Origin of the sequence: Halovenus halobia (genome assembly GCF_051414135.1) — an archaeon.
Taxonomy (GTDB): Archaea; Halobacteriota; Halobacteria; order Halobacteriales; family Haloarculaceae; genus Halovenus; species Halovenus halobia.
On the sequence record NZ_JBLKOA010000007.1, the window covers coordinates 1 to 13,724 of the forward strand.

Consider the following 13,724-nt stretch of genomic DNA (forward strand, 5'->3'; position numbering starts at 1 on the left):
AATCACCGAATCCGGTGGTGAGTAGGGCATAACTCCCACCGGGTTTCTCAGACAGGTAGTTGCGACGGTCTCCAATCAGCAGATTGCGTGGTATTTCTCCACTAAACTAGAACAGATGGCCCGCGTACCTTCGACAGTTGCGCGCAATCGGTGTCGGAACAGTTGCGGCAGCTGGCACTGATTTGCTCCTGCAGAGCGCAGCGGAGCGTGAAGACGAAGAGTCTCAGTCTGCCGATGAGCAAGCTGAGGCTGGTGACACTGACGAATAACACGGTCTGTCCCACCGTCAACGGTTGAGGGCAACTGCTCGTCGTCTGTGTCGACGAACATACGGCGTGATCACCGACCGTAGACAGACGAGCCACACCGACTTCAAAGAGCCCGCGTGGGCTGCTATCTCACCAGGGTAGTGTAAAATTGTGCAATCTATACAAAAGCCTTTTATTATAACCATACATACTTACATCCAAGAACGATGCCAGATTCGATGTCTGAACAGTTACGGCAGGATATGGAGTGTGAGGGCCTCCTCGAGTGTTTCCACGGGCTCAAACAGCTCGATAAAGAAATTTTCCAAGAAGTCGTTGGGGCCGGAGAGTCGCTCACCATCGACGAAATCGCGGACAGGGTAGACCGCGAGCGTTCGACTGCGTACCGCGCCGTCCAACGGCTTCTGAAAGCTGGGTTCATCCAGAAAGAACAGGTGAACTACGACCAGGGTGGGTACTACCACGTATACAAAGCGGCCGACCCATCGAGTATCGCTGACGACATGCAACGGATGCTCAACGACTGGTACGCGAAAATGGGCCAGCTCATCCAAGAATTCGAGAATACGTACGAGCAGACTGAAACGACAGGCCCCACTGCTGAGAGCTAACCGTTCCCGGAGCGACCCACGTTGTACTGTTGAGGATACTAATTTCTATCCTATGCGTAGCTGATTCTCGCTTTCGTTGGTCGCTCGAAAAACGCATGCTCGGTCAGGGATTTGAACCCTGGTCTTCGCCTCGAAAGGGCAAAATGATTGGCCGGACTACACCAACCGAGCCTGCAATTCATTGTGAGATGTAGTGAATAATAAACCCTGTCTTTCTAGCTCGCCGACGGCAGGCGTTCACACGACTGAGACAGCGATTTTAGTTATCCTATTGATATATGCCGCAGTACCGCGTCCCTCAGCACATGCAACGAAACAGCATCGGAATCGGAATTGCACTCGGAATCGTCCTGCTGGTGGTCAGCGCTGGTGCCGTCGCCGCCTTCGGCGGGGCCGACACACCTGCAGCGACACAGACCACCCCCGAAAACTCGACAGCGGCGGCCGACACGGTTGATCGGACAATACACGTCACCGCGACCGGCGACGCCGAGGCAGAACCTGACCAGGCAGTCGTCCGTGTCACCGTGCGCGCCGAGGCTGACGACGTCGGAACAGTCCGGGACGAACTCGCGACCGGCAGCGCCGACCTGACGGCCGCACTCGACGACTTGGGTGTCGAGTACGAGACGACCAGTTACGGCATCTCCGAGCAGTACCAGCGTGAGGACCGGCAGGTCCCAACCTACGAGGGGACCCACCGATACGAGATTACGGCCGACGACCCTGACCTCGCCGGAGCCATGGCCGATGCCGCCGCCGAAGCAGGCGCGGAAATTGACAGCGTCTCGCTGACGCTGTCCGACCAGCGCCGAGCCGAACTCCGGGAGGAAGCCATCCGGGACGCAATGGATGACGCCAGCCAGCAGGCCAGTGTGATTGCCGATGAGGGCGGACTGGAGATTACTGCCCCCTCGAACGTTGACGCCAGCCAGCGAAGCTACTCGCCGGTCGCATTCGACCGTGTACAGGCCGGTGGCGACGGCCCAGCTCCACGGACCGAGATTGCCTCTGGAGCGGTGACTGTCAGCTACGACGTTGACGTGACCTATACCGCCATCCGCAAATAAAAAATCGAAACCGCGGGAGTCCTTATTTACCCTCGAACTGCGGGTCCTCGTCGCTCTGGATTTTCGTGACGCCTTCCATCACGTCGTCAGTGGCGATGAGGTGGCCGAAGGCGAAGGCCTCGGTTTCGAGGCCTGCTTCGGTGTCGTCACGGCCAGCGTGCATCGCCTTTTTGCTGTACTCCATGGCCAGTGGCGGGCCAGCAGCCAGGTCAGCAGCGAGTTCGACAGCGTCCTCCTCGAAGCTGTCCTTGTCGGTGAGGCGGTTGACGAAGCCCCAGTCGTGCATCGTCTCGGCGTCGTAGCGGTCGGCCGTGAAGATGACTTCTTTCGCGCGGCTCTCGCCGATGTGGTTTTTGAGTCGCTGCGTGCCACCCCAACCCGGCAGCAGCCCGAGGTTGAACTCAGGCTGGCCGAGTTCGGAGCGGTCCGTGGCGATTCGCAGGTCAGCACAGGCAGCGAGCTCCATCCCGCCGCCGAGCGCGAAGCCATCGATGGCTGCGACCGTCGGCACAGAGGCGTCTTCGAGTTTGGCCCACGTCTCCTGCCCGGTACGGGAGAGTTCGATAGCGTCGATTGGGTTGGCCGAGCCAGCCATCGCCATCGCGTCTGCGCCCGCGCTGAATGCGCGGTCGCCCGCACCCGTGATGAGGATTGCTCGCACGTCCTCGTCGTCTTCGAGGATATCGACGGCCTCGGCGAACTCGTCGAGCATCTCGGGGTTGACCGTGTTGAGCTGGTGCGGTCGGTCGAGAACGATCTGTCCGACCATCTCGTGGGGGTACTCCACACGGACGGCCTCGAACTCGACGGTGTCCTCGTCCTCGTCAGCTCCGTAGAAGCCGCCTTCCTCGGCAGCGTTTCGGAGTCCGTCGCTGACTTCGTAACGTTCCGAGGCGCTCTCCTCGTGCAGTGTTTCGAGGGTCTCTACGGCGTTGTCGAGTCCTTCTTCGTCACAGAGCTTTGCTGGGCCTTTCGGGAACGCGGCACCGAGCGTGACTGCTTCGTCGATGTCGGCTGGCGGGGCAACGTCCTTCTGGACGAGTTTGCCCGTCTCGTTGGCGAGCACAGCGAACAGTCGGTCGAGGACATCGTCACGGACCTGGTCGGCCGGCACGTCTGCGCCGTCGCCATCCTCGTAGTCGTAGAAGCCCTTGCCGGTCTTCTTGCCGAGGTGTTCGTTCTCGACTGTCTCCTCGAGGAGTGGGCACGGCTCGTAGGCTGCACCGAGTACCTCGTGCATGTACTCGAGGACGTGGTAGGTAACGTCGTTCCCAACCTGGTCGCCAAGCTCGAAGGCGCCCATTGGCAGTCCGAGGCCGTATTTCGTCGTCGAGTCGACCTCTGCGATTGTCGCCACGTCGTCCTCGACAATCCAGCAGGCCTCGTTCATCAGGGGAACGAGAATCGAGTTAACGATGAAGCCAGGCTCGTCTTTGCGGACGCGGACCGGCGTCTTGCCGAAGTCCTCGGCAAGGTCTTCGATGAGGTCCATCGTTTCGTCGTCAGTGTGCTCGCCGCGGATGACCTCGACGAGCTCCATCCGGACCGGCGGGTTGAAGAAGTGCATTCCGCAGAACTTCTCGGGTCGGTCCGTCAGTTCCGAGAGGTCAGTGATCGAGAGACTGGACGTGTTCGAGGTGAAGACAGTGTGCTCCGGCGCGTACTCGACGACTTCTTCGTACACGTCGGCTTTGATGTCCATGTTCTCCGGCGCTGCCTCGATGACAACATCGCAGTCGGCCATCGCTTCTTCGATGTCGACCAGCGGTGTCACGAGGTCTTTGGCTGCTTCAGCCTCGTCTTCGTTGATGCGTTCGTTTTCAGCCAGTTTGTCGAGCGACCACGTGATCTGCTCGTAGCCGTCCTGCACGAATTCCTCTTTGATGTCGCGGAGGTTCACGGAGTATCCCGAAAGTGCCGCTACTTCGGCGATACCGTGACCCATTGTCCCGGCACCGAGAACCGTAATCGTATTGATGTCCTCAAGTTCCATAGTACAACTTGTACACTTCCTCGCACGTGGCTTCAACGTTGTCTTTCGTCCTCAGTCAAACCGCACATCCGTTCATTTTTGTTTTTTTGTGTGGTAACCCTGCGACTACTGACACATACAGTTTTGTGCGAAAGCCGTCGATTCGGAGGAGTCGTAAAACAACTCAGCACTCGTTCATAAGCGTGTAAAAACGGTTATGTGTACACGAGTGCTGCATTGTTAGTATGGAGTTCGGACTTACACAGGAACAGAAGCAGATCCGCGAGGAAGTGCGCAAATTTGCCGAGAACGAAGTGAAACCGGTCGCCTCCGAATACGACCGCAAAGAAAAGTACCCGCACGAGGTCATCGACAAGGCCGCCGACATGGGCCTGCTCGGTGCACGCATCCCGATCGAATACGGTGGTGCGGGCTACTCGACGCTCGAAACGATGATCATCAGCGAGGAGCTGTTCGCTGCCGACCCCGGCATCGGACTCTGTCTCGTCTCCACCTCCTTCGGAACGGAGAATATCACCGAGTACGGGACTGACGAACAGAAAGAGAAATTCCTCGAGCCAGTCGCGCGCGGTGAGATGATTTCCGGCGCGGCCATCAGCGAACCGCACGCTGGCTCTGACGTTTCCTCGATTTCGACCAGCGCAGAGAAAGACGGTGACGAGTGGGTCATCAACGGCAACAAGATGTGGATTACCAACGGCACCGTCGCGGACTACGTCGTTGCCCTCTGTGAGACCGACCCTGACGCCGCTGGCCGATACAACGGCTTCTCGCAGATCATCATCGAGACTGACCGCGACGGCTTCGAGGCTGACAAAATCACCGGCAAACTCGGTATCCGAGCCTCTGACACTGCTGAACTCATCCTCAACGATGTTCGCGTGCCCGAGGAGAACCTGGTTGGAACGCGCGGCGCTGGCTTCCTCCAGCAGATGCAGTTCTTCGACGCCACCCGGACGGGTGTGGCCGCACAGGGTGTCGGTATTGCCCGCGGTGCTGCCGAGCGCGCGCTCGAGTACGCCGAAGAGCGCGAGCAGTTTGGTCAGCCTATCGGTGAGTTCCAGGCCATTCAGCACAAGCTCTCGGACATGTTCACCAAAATCGAGGCTGCACGCCTGCTGACGCTCAAGTCTGCGTGGGCTGTCGAGAACGACGCTGACGCAAACCTCACCAAACTCGCCTCCATGGCCAAAGAATACGGCTCCCGTGTGGCTGTTGACGTTGCCAACGAAGCGCTGCAGATTCACGGCGGTGCCGGCTACGTGGATGACTTCGATGTCGAACGTTTCTACCGCGACGCGAAGATTACCCAGATTTACGAGGGTACCACCGAGATTCAGAAGAACATCATTGCCCGCGAGCTGCAGGGCAAGGGCATGGCCTAACGACCGGGTCTCCCTGCGGATCGACTCCTTTTATTTAGTCCGAGTATTCCACTCTCGCGGAACAATACTTAAACTGCCGCGATACGGCGGGACTGAACTCATCCACCAGCGTCGCTTCTGTACACATGCCGGGCGACGTGTATGCCAGATCACGTCCGGCATGCTGGGGACTCACGTCTGGCCGCCGTGCCACCAACAGTCCGGGTATCCGTTTTCCCGGTCTTTTCGCTTTCTCACGTCGCTCAGTCACGACGCCACGGAAGGAGTCGGTCGAGGTCCGAGCGAATCCGAGCCAGAAATCCAGTCTGTTGGCTGTCCCCCGAGCGCGAGTCTGTGTCGTCCATCGAGAGTCCCATCATCAGCGGGTCAACCTTCGGTTCGGTATTGCTGTCGGGAGTCAGGTCCGGGTCGACCCCGTCGTGGGTCTCTGGCTCAGTGGTGTCGTAGTTGAGAATGACCTGGTCACAGCCCGTGCAGCGAAAGTAGATGTTCCCCCCGCCGTCGCTGCCAAACCGTCGGTACGTCTCGTGGGCACAGTCATCTTCACCCCCGATTTCCACCCCCTCCGAGGGAATCTCCGACCGGCTGAACTCGTCGTGTCGCATACGCTCACAAGGGTCTGTCGCAGTGTTAACGTTGTGCCCCGAGCCGACACACTCAAACTGGGTGGGCGTCTAGCAGTTCCCGATGACGGTGACAGTCGAGCTGGCTGGCGAAGGAAGCCACGAACTCGACGCTGCCGGCAAGACCTACGCGGAGTTGCTGGCTCCCTTCGACGTGAGCAAACACGAAGTGTCGGTGCTAGTCGAGGGCCAACCAGTGCCTGAAGACCAGCCAGTCGCAAACGATATCGAGCGCGTCGAGGTTGTCAGACTCATTCAGGGCGGATAGATGCTCGTTCGCAGCGCCGACTCGACAGAGCACGCTGCGGTGCTGAGTATTCTCGACGCGGCTGCGCTCCAGACTGACAGCGACCACATCCAGACAGCTATCGAACGCAACGACGTGTTTGTCGCAGTAGCCACCGAACAGGGCACAGTACTGGGTGCACTTGTGCTCTCAGGGGCAGAAATCACGGCCATTGCCGTCAGGCCGGGCCGACGCGGCCAGGGTCTCGGTCGCCGACTGGTCGCAGCAGCACAGCGGTCTCGCGAGCGACTTGTCGCGGCATTCGACCCCAAGGTCGAGCCGTTCTGGCAGGCTGTTGGGTTCGAGCGCGTCGGGACTGCCGAAGATGACCGGCTCCGCGCGGTCTGGGAACCGGAGTAACACTACTCTAGCAGCGGACTGAGAAAGTCCTCGCCAGCGTCGAGCAGTTCCGAGACTCGCTCGTCGGACTGTGCTTCAGCGTAGACGCGGAGCTTTGGCTCTGTGCCAGATGGGCGAACAAGCAGCCAGCTATCGTCGCTGAGCGTGATTTTGAATCCGTCGACGGTCTGAACTCCAGCAACAGTCTCGCCAGCCACCGAGTCCGGAACGCGGTCGTCGAGTTCCGCAAGTACCGCGGCTTTCCGGTCGTCGGGACAGTCGAGACTCCGGCGACTCTGGATAATCTGCCCGTGGCGCTCGAACAGCGCGTCGATACGGTCGTCCAGTGAGCGCTCGACGTGGGCAGCCGCAAGCAGCAGCGCGAGCACAATGCCATCCTTGTTTGGGAGATGTCTCCCGATACCGTAGCCGCCGCTTTCTTCGCCGCCAGCGAGCGCGCCGTGGCTCTCCATTGCCTCGGCAACCCACTTGAATCCGACTGCTGTCTCGTGGACCTCCTGTCCTGCCTCGTGAGCAACGCGGTCGACGAGACTGCTCGTCGACACTGTCCGGACGACCCCACCGGCGGTTTCGCCCTGGTCGAGCAAGTACTCGTACAGCACCGCCAGTAGCACGTTCGGGTCGAGAAAGCCCCGTTCGGGCGTGACGACGGCCAGACGGTCGGCGTCGCCGTCGTTGATGAAGCCAAGTGAAACCGCACCGCTGTCGACCAGTTCGACAAGTTCGTCGGCGTACTCGGGCACTGGTTCCGGCGAGACACCGCCAAAGTTCGGGTCGCGCTGACAGCGCAGTCGGGTGAGGTCCGCGCCCGCGTCCGCAAGAATCGAATCGGTGACGCCGCGGCCGCTGCCGTGCATGGCGTCGTAGCCGATACTGAGTCCACTCAGGTCTGTCTCGACGAACGAGTGGGCGTGGTCGGCGTACGCGTCGGTGAAATCCGTCTCGGTGAGTTCGCCTGCGGGGTCGTCGGGGAGGCTCGTCGGGGCGAGACGGCGTTCGAGTTCGTCAGTCACGGCAGGGAGCGCAGGCGCACCCTCGCCGGTGATGTATTTCACACCGTTGTACTCGGGAGGGTTGTGTGAGGCTGTCACCATCAATCCGCCGGCGTGGGGGCCAGTTCGGACGGTCCAGGCAAGCACCGGTGTCGGGCAGTCACGAGCACTGAGTGTCACCGGCCGGCCTGTGGCAGCGACGACGGCGGCAAGCTGTTCGGCGGCCTCGCGGGAGCGGTCACGGGCGTCGTACCCGATTGCAACCGACCCATCAGTCTCTCTTGCGTCCAGCAGTTCGGCAACGGCGGCGCCGATGGCGCGGACTCGGGCCATCGTGAACGCGTCGCCAGCAGCGCGCCAGCCGTCGGTGCCGAACTCGATTGCGTCGCGTGGGGCGCTGTTCATACAGGTCTCTCCTTGTTCGGATAGTATAAAACACGGGCGAAAACAGGGCGGTCAGACAATCCGCCTATCGCCTGTCTCGCACCGTATCGCTCCCGTCCGCAGGAAACGGATCGTACCAGCCAGGTGGGGTCCGCGGGATCGATACGTTCACACTTCGCGAGCGCGCTCTCGTGCTGCCTCGGCGATTCCAGCGTTCGCCGAGCAACTCGGGCATGCTCGGATGCGGCCGTATTCGTCCGCAAATACTCGAGCAAACCGGTCTGAGACGTGCGCGTCGCAATGGTCACACTGTGGCATCGTATTCATACTGGCTTCCGCCAGTACTAATTCATACGAGAGGTACACAAATAGGCACAGTACCTTACTATGTTAGGTCTTCCCGAGTAAGGTTTTTTCCCATCCAGTTTCCACCCCGTTCAGGAGCGAATCTGGTCGAACTGTCGAGCAATCAGTCCGGCCTGTACACCGGCGGTGAACCCCGCGTCGATGTTGACGACACTCATCGCCGTACAGGACTGCAGCATACCCGAAAGTGCCGCTTCACCCTCACCGGCGTGGCCGTAGCCGGTCGAGATTGGGAGCCCGATAATTGGCACATCAACGAGGCCGGCAAGCACGGTGGGGAGTGCACCCTCGCGTCCGGCTGCGACGATGAGTATGTCTTGCTCGCGCAGTTGTGGCACCTGGTCGAGCGTCCGGTCCAGTGAGGCGACACCAATATCGTCGGTTCGGGAGACAGTCGCACCCATCTCCCGAAGAATCGTTTCTGCCTCGCCGGCGGGCATCGCGTCTGACGTCCCAGCGGTAACGACGCCGACAGTTGCGTCTAACTCGGGTGTCTCGAACTCGTCAGTCTTGAGCACGACAGTCTGTGCGCGGTCGTCGACGGTCATCGACGTCCCGGCCTCCTCGCTGTACTGGTCTTCGAGTGTCGCCACCACTGTTGGGTCCGCCCGCGTGACAACTGCTCGGCCCGTCCCGGCGAGACTCGTCTCGACAAGTGTCTGGACCTCTGCGGGAGTCTTGCCAGCGGCCAGCACAGTTTCGGGGACGCCCGCCCGGTGTTCTCGGGCGGTATCGAACCGGCCAGCGTCGCTGGTGACGTAGCCGCGGAGCTGTGCTTCAGCGGCCGCTGGAGCAATGTCGCCCGCGGCCACCGCATCGAGCAAATCGCGCATATGGCGGGAAGGTGCCCCGTATACTCGTCGCTGTCGATTCGCTTACACCCCTCGTCGGCAGAAATCACCGGCGAAACGGGCCGCACAGGCGGCGAAACCGGAGAGAAACGGGAAAACTTATAAACTATCCTCGAAAAAGCTCGCCTGTATGGCAGACCTAATCGTCAAAGCCGCCGTCAAAGAAGAGCTCGACGACATGAACGTAGCATCGGACTTCTACAGTGCCCTCGACGACGAAGTCGAGGAACTGCTCGAAGACGCCGCCCGACGCGCAGAATCTAACGACCGGAAAACGGTCCAGCCGCGCGACCTGTAAGGCGATTTTCCCCCTCCAGGGGATTTCATTCTGTTTGGACAACGACCCCATCAGCCGTGCCCACGTGAATCTCTGTGGCGACGCCGACGAACAACCCGTGCTCGACGACGCCCGGTATCGAGGCGAGATTGCTCGCCAGAGTGGCTGGCTCCTCGATACGCCCGAAGTCACAGTCGAGCACGAGGTTGCCGTTGTCGGTGACTACCGGGCCGTCTTTCCGTTCTGCGGCTCGGAGAGTTGGCTCGCCGTCGAGTGTGGCGATGCGGTCGCTGACAGTCGGTCGAGCGTCCGGCAGTACCTCCACCGGTACCGGATGGTCGAGCATCTCTGCCTCTTTCGTCGGGTCGGCAACAACCACGAGTCGGTCGGCGGCGCTATCGACAACTTTCTCGCGGGCATGGGCCGCGCCGCCGCCCTTGATGAGTGTCGTGCCGGCGAACTGGTCCGCGCCGTCGATGGCGATGTCGGGGCTCGCGTCTTCGAGTGTTACGAGCGGAATCCCGGCCTCGCGGGCGCGCTGTCGTGACTGATACGAGGTCGGAATGCCCGTGATATCGAGGCTCTCGTCGATGCGCTCGCCGAGGCGGTCGATGGCGTAGCCTGCCGTGCTACCGGTGCCGAGACCGACAGTCGTGCCGGACTCGACGAGGTCAGCGGCGCTCTCCCCGGCCTGTCGTTTCTGCTCTGTGGTCCCGCCACGTTTCATACCACCACGTCGCCGCGGCGTGTGATAAAATCTTCCGGCACGAGACGTAACGTATATTTATTCCACTCGGTTACCTGTAGGTGCGTGTCCGGGCTGGGGTAATGGTATCCTTTGGGCTTGTGGTGCCCAAGACGCGGGTTCGATTCCCGCGCCTGGACCTTCTCCGAGGAGAGCGAGGTCGAACAGCGTGAAGTCTCGAATACGAACGGCGAAGCCGTGAGTAGTGATGAGTGGGAAGTCCGTGAAAAAGGAGCGACCCCTGGCAGCGGACGAAGCGACTGATGTGAACAACCACGGACATACTTCGAGTGCTGTGATGTGTTGCCGAGATCGCCAGCACACTACTGTATTGCGTTTCGACAGACCGTCTCAATGGTTGAGATTGCGGTATCGATATTGAACAGTTTGGCGCGGTCGGCAGCGTTCCGTGAGTACCGCTCGTAATTGGTTATAATCTCCTCAATGGTTGAAATCCACTGCGAAATATCCTGCGGCGGATCGACTGTCTCCCCGCCGTCTCCGATAAATTCGGGGATACCCCCTCTTGTTGTGCCGGCAACGGGAATTCCGTTGACAAAGGCTTCACAGATAACGCGTGGGCCGCCTTCCTCAACGAGAGAGGGCACGATGACCAGTGACGTCTCGCTGTAGACTGCTCGCATATCCTCGACCCAGCCCAGACAGGTGACATTCGGAAGCGCAGTTGCGCGGTTCTTGTGTTCTTCTGAACCAAACTCACCTGCAACGAGAAACTCCCTGTCGGGCATCGATTCGGCAATATCGAGAAAGATGTGGACGCCTTTGAGCTCTCGGCGCGGGTTGATCATCGCGATAGCGTTCCGATGGTGGTCGTCGACCCGAATGGTTTCGGGGACGACCGGAGTGCGAACGACCTCTGAGTCGACCCCGTATGTCCGTCGCAGACACGTCTGGAGAAATTCGCTCACGACAAGAACGTTGTCGGCTCTCTTCAGCCATTGGTCGTGTTGGTTGTGCAGCGACCGGACGAATGGATATTGGAGCTGTGCGCTACGGGGGAGATGTCGGAATGTTGGCGTCTTATCTGGCTGAAGGTATCGGGGGTTGAACCGGGTAAATCCCAACCCTGGAACGACGCCGAGAACCGGCGTCCCAGCCGAGACTGCCCCACGTATTGTTGGTACCATACACCTGCGGTCGGTGATGACAATATCGGGATTTTTGCCACAAACGTACGCTTTGACCTTCGGTTCCCATTTTCGGTAGAGCAGCCACTGACCTGCCCAGTACGGTGTCCGAACGGCGGCCGTACTGAGTGTGTCGATCGGGATCGAACCGATGGTCTCACCTTGTTTGTACTGGACCCCCGAGACGTCGTGCCCTCGATTCGAGAGTTCCGTCGCGACGAGTGGCATAAACCCAACAGTTTCTGAGGAGCCAAAATGAGAGGTGATAAATAATATCTTCATAAAGTAGTCTGACGCAGAAATGCAAACAGTATCAATATTTCGATCCGGTGTGTGAAGACCTATATACCCCATTCCTCTACAGCAACGTATCCAATGAGGGCCCTCGATAAGCTGTTTTCATACGCGCCGGAGATAGCCCGAACAAAATGGCGACACGGCTGGGTTGAACTTGGGAAACGGGTCAACTACGGACGACGGCCGTATGAACACGACTGGGACATGCTCATCGTACTCGATGCTTGTCGGTGGGACCTCTGGCAGGAGTACGCGCCGGCACACGCAGTCGCACCGATGTTCCAGTCTGAGGAGGCGGTGTATTCGTGTGGGAGTTCGAGTGATGAGTGGTTGCTCAAGACTTTCGGCCAGGCCGACGACGAGACAGTCGCGGAGACGGTCTACGTAACTGCGAACGCGTATACGCACTTGCTCGATTTGGATCGATTCCACCTTGTGGAGGAGGTCTGGAAGTACGCGAGAGATCCTGAAAGCGGAAGTGTCTTTCCGGAAGCTGTGACAAACGAGGCAATCCGTGCGTATCGCGAGAATCCACAGAAACGTCACGTCGTTCACTATCTCCAGCCGCACGCGCCGTTTCTCCACTGTCTGGACCGGTACGCGTCGGGCGTAGACAACCAAGCAATCTGGGAAGGCGTGAAAACAGGGAAATTCGATCGGCAGCAGGTGTTTAGAGACTATGGACAGAACTTGCAGACAGTACTTAACCATGTCGAAACTCTAATACAAAATATCGACGGAACTGTCGCTGTCACTGCCGATCACGGGAATTTCATCGGTGAGTGGGGGCTGTACGGACATCCATCGTGGGTGCCGCTGCCGACGGTGAAGCGGGTGCCGTGGGCTGTTGCGGAGGGGAAATCAACGGATGACTACGAACTCAAACAAAAGGATGAAATTACAACTGTGGAGACTGAAGAGCCGTCAATTAAAGAACACCTCAGACAGTTGGGATACATGGAATAGAGTGCGGTTGTGGTCCGGTTCGTCGCCTTGAAATGGTTACGGGGAGGATCGATACTGACAAGTACACTTCACCAGTGGGTAGCAATCAATGAGTGCCCTCGATAGGGTTGTTTACCGTACTATCGATGATTTAGACAGTGGGCAGTACCGGCATCTGCTTCAGCACGCGGAAACGGCAAGCATTTACCATCATCCGGGCTGGCTACGAACAATTGAGACCGGTCTCGATATGCAGGCTCGGCATATCGTCGTCGAAAAAGACGGAAACCCCGTTGGTGCGCTTCCGAACTTTTTGGACCCGTTAGATCCGCTTCCAGTCGACCGGTTGGTTTCGGTAAACCCTGGTCGAGGTGGACCGGTACTCTCTACGTCGTGGGAAGCGGTGCTGGATGTCATTTTCGAGAAAGTAGAGACGCTCATGGGTTCACAGATCGTCGAGCACAAAGTTCGGACGGACGTGCCCATGCTGCTCTCTCTGGGGGAGTTCCTCGAAGAACGGGGATACGAGGCGAGCATCGACGGGAAGTTCGTGCTCAGACTGACAGGGGATTGGGAGGACGTTCTCGCGGGGATGGCTAAGGATCGGCGGTACGACATCCGCAAGGCAGTCGAAACCGATCACGAAGTTCGGGAACTCGAACTCACTGAATCGAACGTCAACACCTTCTACGAGGACTACTGTCAGAAGATGAACGAACTGGGAACACCGGTGCTTTCGCGTGCGTTTTTCGCCGAGCTCGGAAAAGAGCTGACAGACCAGCTCGTGTTGCTGACTAACATTGTCGACGGACAGCGACAAGGACACCACCTCTACTTACTTGACGAGTACCAGTCCACTATCAGACATTATCTGATGACGGTAACACGAGACAATTATCAATACAGCTCGGGCGAACTCATGCACAGGCACATGATTAGACGCGGACTGGACGAAGGGTGGGATCGGTACGATTTTGGCGGGAGCGACATCGACTTTCGCGACGGTGGGTTCGACTACAAATCCCAGTATGGCGGCGAGCTGGTCGGTGCGTACCGATGGACACGTCAGAGTTCACGGGCAGTGCAGTTACTCCGCCAAGCTGCTAGAAGATTCCGATAACT

Annotated in this window: 15 protein-coding genes and 2 tRNA genes; 9 read left to right on the plus strand and 8 right to left on the minus strand. The window is 59.1% G+C overall.

What is annotated here, in order from left to right:
* The first annotated feature begins 475 nt into the window (after positions 1 to 475).
* A complete protein-coding gene (locus ACMGFM_RS14295; RefSeq protein ID WP_436903339.1) occupies positions 476 to 880 on the plus strand; it encodes a helix-turn-helix domain-containing protein in 405 nt (134 codons plus the stop codon).
* Between the two features lie 96 nt (positions 881 to 976).
* On the opposite strand, the gene ACMGFM_RS14300 is transcribed toward ACMGFM_RS14295, so the two are convergent.
* A tRNA-Glu gene (locus tag ACMGFM_RS14300) sits at positions 977 to 1,051 on the minus strand.
* A 134-nt stretch (positions 1,052 to 1,185) separates the two neighbouring features.
* Between ACMGFM_RS14300 and ACMGFM_RS14305 the strand changes: the two genes are divergently transcribed.
* Positions 1,186 to 1,950: an SIMPL domain-containing protein gene (locus tag ACMGFM_RS14305; RefSeq protein WP_436903340.1), complete on the plus strand. Its 765-nt coding sequence runs from the start codon at positions 1,186 to 1,188 to the stop codon at positions 1,948 to 1,950.
* A 22-nt stretch (positions 1,951 to 1,972) separates the two neighbouring features.
* Here the strand turns inward: ACMGFM_RS14305 and ACMGFM_RS14310 are convergent, their stop codons facing one another.
* Positions 1,973 to 3,943, minus strand: coding sequence for a 3-hydroxyacyl-CoA dehydrogenase/enoyl-CoA hydratase family protein (locus tag ACMGFM_RS14310; RefSeq protein WP_436903341.1), 1,971 nt, complete (start codon positions 3,941 to 3,943; stop codon positions 1,973 to 1,975).
* Positions 3,944 to 4,167: 224 nt separating this feature from the next.
* Between ACMGFM_RS14310 and ACMGFM_RS14315 the strand changes: the two genes are divergently transcribed.
* Complete coding sequence (locus ACMGFM_RS14315; RefSeq protein WP_436903342.1) at positions 4,168 to 5,328, plus strand: acyl-CoA dehydrogenase family protein; 1,161 nt, start codon at positions 4,168 to 4,170, stop codon at positions 5,326 to 5,328.
* Positions 5,329 to 5,570: 242 nt separating this feature from the next.
* On the opposite strand, the gene ACMGFM_RS14320 is transcribed toward ACMGFM_RS14315, so the two are convergent.
* Positions 5,571 to 5,933, minus strand: coding sequence for a hypothetical protein (locus tag ACMGFM_RS14320; protein WP_436903343.1), 363 nt, complete (start codon positions 5,931 to 5,933; stop codon positions 5,571 to 5,573).
* An 82-nt stretch (positions 5,934 to 6,015) separates the two neighbouring features.
* On the opposite strand from ACMGFM_RS14320, the gene samp2 reads away from it, so the two are divergent.
* Together samp2 and ACMGFM_RS14330 are read left to right on the plus strand one after the other, a co-directional pair.
* Positions 6,016 to 6,219, plus strand: a complete 204-nt coding sequence (samp2, locus tag ACMGFM_RS14325) for a ubiquitin-like small modifier protein SAMP2 (RefSeq protein ID WP_436903344.1) — start codon at positions 6,016 to 6,018, stop codon at positions 6,217 to 6,219.
* Positions 6,220 to 6,597: a GNAT family N-acetyltransferase gene (locus ACMGFM_RS14330; RefSeq protein WP_436903345.1), complete on the plus strand. Its 378-nt coding sequence runs from the start codon at positions 6,220 to 6,222 to the stop codon at positions 6,595 to 6,597.
* A 2-nt stretch (positions 6,598 to 6,599) separates the two neighbouring features.
* Here the strand turns inward: ACMGFM_RS14330 and ACMGFM_RS14335 are convergent, their stop codons facing one another.
* The 3 genes from ACMGFM_RS14335 to larB all read right to left on the minus strand — a co-directional run bounded on the left by ACMGFM_RS14335 (position 6,600) and on the right by larB (position 9,172).
* The gene (locus tag ACMGFM_RS14335) at positions 6,600 to 7,994 is read right to left on the minus strand and encodes a phosphohexomutase domain-containing protein (protein ID WP_436903346.1); all 1,395 of its coding nucleotides are present in this window, start codon (positions 7,992 to 7,994) and stop codon (positions 6,600 to 6,602) included.
* Between the two features lie 147 nt (positions 7,995 to 8,141).
* Positions 8,142 to 8,291, minus strand: a complete 150-nt coding sequence (locus ACMGFM_RS14340) for a DUF7563 family protein (RefSeq protein ID WP_436903347.1) — start codon at positions 8,289 to 8,291, stop codon at positions 8,142 to 8,144.
* A 119-nt stretch (positions 8,292 to 8,410) separates the two neighbouring features.
* On the minus strand, positions 8,411 to 9,172 hold the full coding sequence (gene larB, locus ACMGFM_RS14345; RefSeq protein ID WP_436903348.1) for a nickel pincer cofactor biosynthesis protein LarB: 762 nt from the start codon (positions 9,170 to 9,172) through the stop codon (positions 8,411 to 8,413).
* 148 nt (positions 9,173 to 9,320) lie between these two features.
* On the opposite strand from larB, the gene ACMGFM_RS14350 reads away from it, so the two are divergent.
* Entirely contained in the window at positions 9,321 to 9,488 is a 168-nt protein-coding gene (locus tag ACMGFM_RS14350) for a DUF1931 domain-containing protein (protein ID WP_299279568.1), read from the plus strand.
* 25 nt (positions 9,489 to 9,513) lie between these two features.
* Here the strand turns inward: ACMGFM_RS14350 and rpiA are convergent, their stop codons facing one another.
* Positions 9,514 to 10,194 carry a ribose-5-phosphate isomerase RpiA gene (gene rpiA, locus ACMGFM_RS14355; protein ID WP_436903349.1) on the minus strand — a complete coding sequence of 227 codons (681 nt, stop codon included), beginning with the start codon at positions 10,192 to 10,194 and terminating at the stop codon, positions 9,514 to 9,516.
* An 87-nt stretch (positions 10,195 to 10,281) separates the two neighbouring features.
* On the opposite strand from rpiA, the gene ACMGFM_RS14360 reads away from it, so the two are divergent.
* Positions 10,282 to 10,352, plus strand: a tRNA-His gene (locus tag ACMGFM_RS14360).
* A gap of 183 nt (positions 10,353 to 10,535) precedes the next feature.
* Here ACMGFM_RS14360 and ACMGFM_RS14365 read toward each other — a convergent pair.
* Positions 10,536 to 11,588 carry a glycosyltransferase family 4 protein gene (locus tag ACMGFM_RS14365; RefSeq protein WP_436903350.1) on the minus strand — a complete coding sequence of 351 codons (1,053 nt, stop codon included), beginning with the start codon at positions 11,586 to 11,588 and terminating at the stop codon, positions 10,536 to 10,538.
* Positions 11,589 to 11,693: 105 nt separating this feature from the next.
* On the opposite strand from ACMGFM_RS14365, the gene ACMGFM_RS14370 reads away from it, so the two are divergent.
* Both ACMGFM_RS14370 and ACMGFM_RS14375 read left to right on the plus strand, forming a co-directional pair.
* The gene (locus ACMGFM_RS14370; protein ID WP_436903351.1) at positions 11,694 to 12,623 is read left to right on the plus strand and encodes an alkaline phosphatase family protein; all 930 of its coding nucleotides are present in this window, start codon (positions 11,694 to 11,696) and stop codon (positions 12,621 to 12,623) included.
* A gap of 229 nt (positions 12,624 to 12,852) precedes the next feature.
* On the plus strand, positions 12,853 to 13,722 hold the full coding sequence (locus ACMGFM_RS14375) for a GNAT family N-acetyltransferase (RefSeq protein WP_436903352.1): 870 nt from the start codon (positions 12,853 to 12,855) through the stop codon (positions 13,720 to 13,722).
* The last annotated feature ends 2 nt before the right edge of the window (positions 13,723 to 13,724 follow it).

Bases quoted from the DNA above. Each gene is read 5' to 3' on its own strand.
- ACMGFM_RS14295 (WP_436903339.1), top strand. From the start codon at position 476: ATGCCAGATTCGATGTCTGAACAGTTACGGCAGGATATGGAGTGTGAG.
- ACMGFM_RS14305 (WP_436903340.1), top strand. From the start codon at position 1,186: ATGCAACGAAACAGCATCGGAATCGGAATTGCACTCGGAATCGTCCTG.
- ACMGFM_RS14310 (WP_436903341.1), bottom strand. From the start codon at position 3,943: ATGGAACTTGAGGACATCAATACGATTACGGTTCTCGGTGCCGGGACA.
- ACMGFM_RS14315 (WP_436903342.1), top strand. From the start codon at position 4,168: ATGGAGTTCGGACTTACACAGGAACAGAAGCAGATCCGCGAGGAAGTG.
- ACMGFM_RS14320 (WP_436903343.1), bottom strand. From the start codon at position 5,933: ATGCGACACGACGAGTTCAGCCGGTCGGAGATTCCCTCGGAGGGGGTG.
- samp2 (WP_436903344.1), top strand. From the start codon at position 6,016: ATGACGGTGACAGTCGAGCTGGCTGGCGAAGGAAGCCACGAACTCGAC.
- ACMGFM_RS14330 (WP_436903345.1), top strand. From the start codon at position 6,220: ATGCTCGTTCGCAGCGCCGACTCGACAGAGCACGCTGCGGTGCTGAGT.
- ACMGFM_RS14335 (WP_436903346.1), bottom strand. From the start codon at position 7,994: ATGAACAGCGCCCCACGCGACGCAATCGAGTTCGGCACCGACGGCTGG.
- ACMGFM_RS14340 (WP_436903347.1), bottom strand. From the start codon at position 8,291: ATGCCACAGTGTGACCATTGCGACGCGCACGTCTCAGACCGGTTTGCT.
- larB (WP_436903348.1), bottom strand. From the start codon at position 9,172: ATGCGCGATTTGCTCGATGCGGTGGCCGCGGGCGACATTGCTCCAGCG.
- ACMGFM_RS14350 (WP_299279568.1), top strand. From the start codon at position 9,321: ATGGCAGACCTAATCGTCAAAGCCGCCGTCAAAGAAGAGCTCGACGAC.
- rpiA (WP_436903349.1), bottom strand. From the start codon at position 10,194: ATGAAACGTGGCGGGACCACAGAGCAGAAACGACAGGCCGGGGAGAGC.
- ACMGFM_RS14365 (WP_436903350.1), bottom strand. From the start codon at position 11,588: ATGCCACTCGTCGCGACGGAACTCTCGAATCGAGGGCACGACGTCTCG.
- ACMGFM_RS14375 (WP_436903352.1), top strand. From the start codon at position 12,853: ATGCAGGCTCGGCATATCGTCGTCGAAAAAGACGGAAACCCCGTTGGT.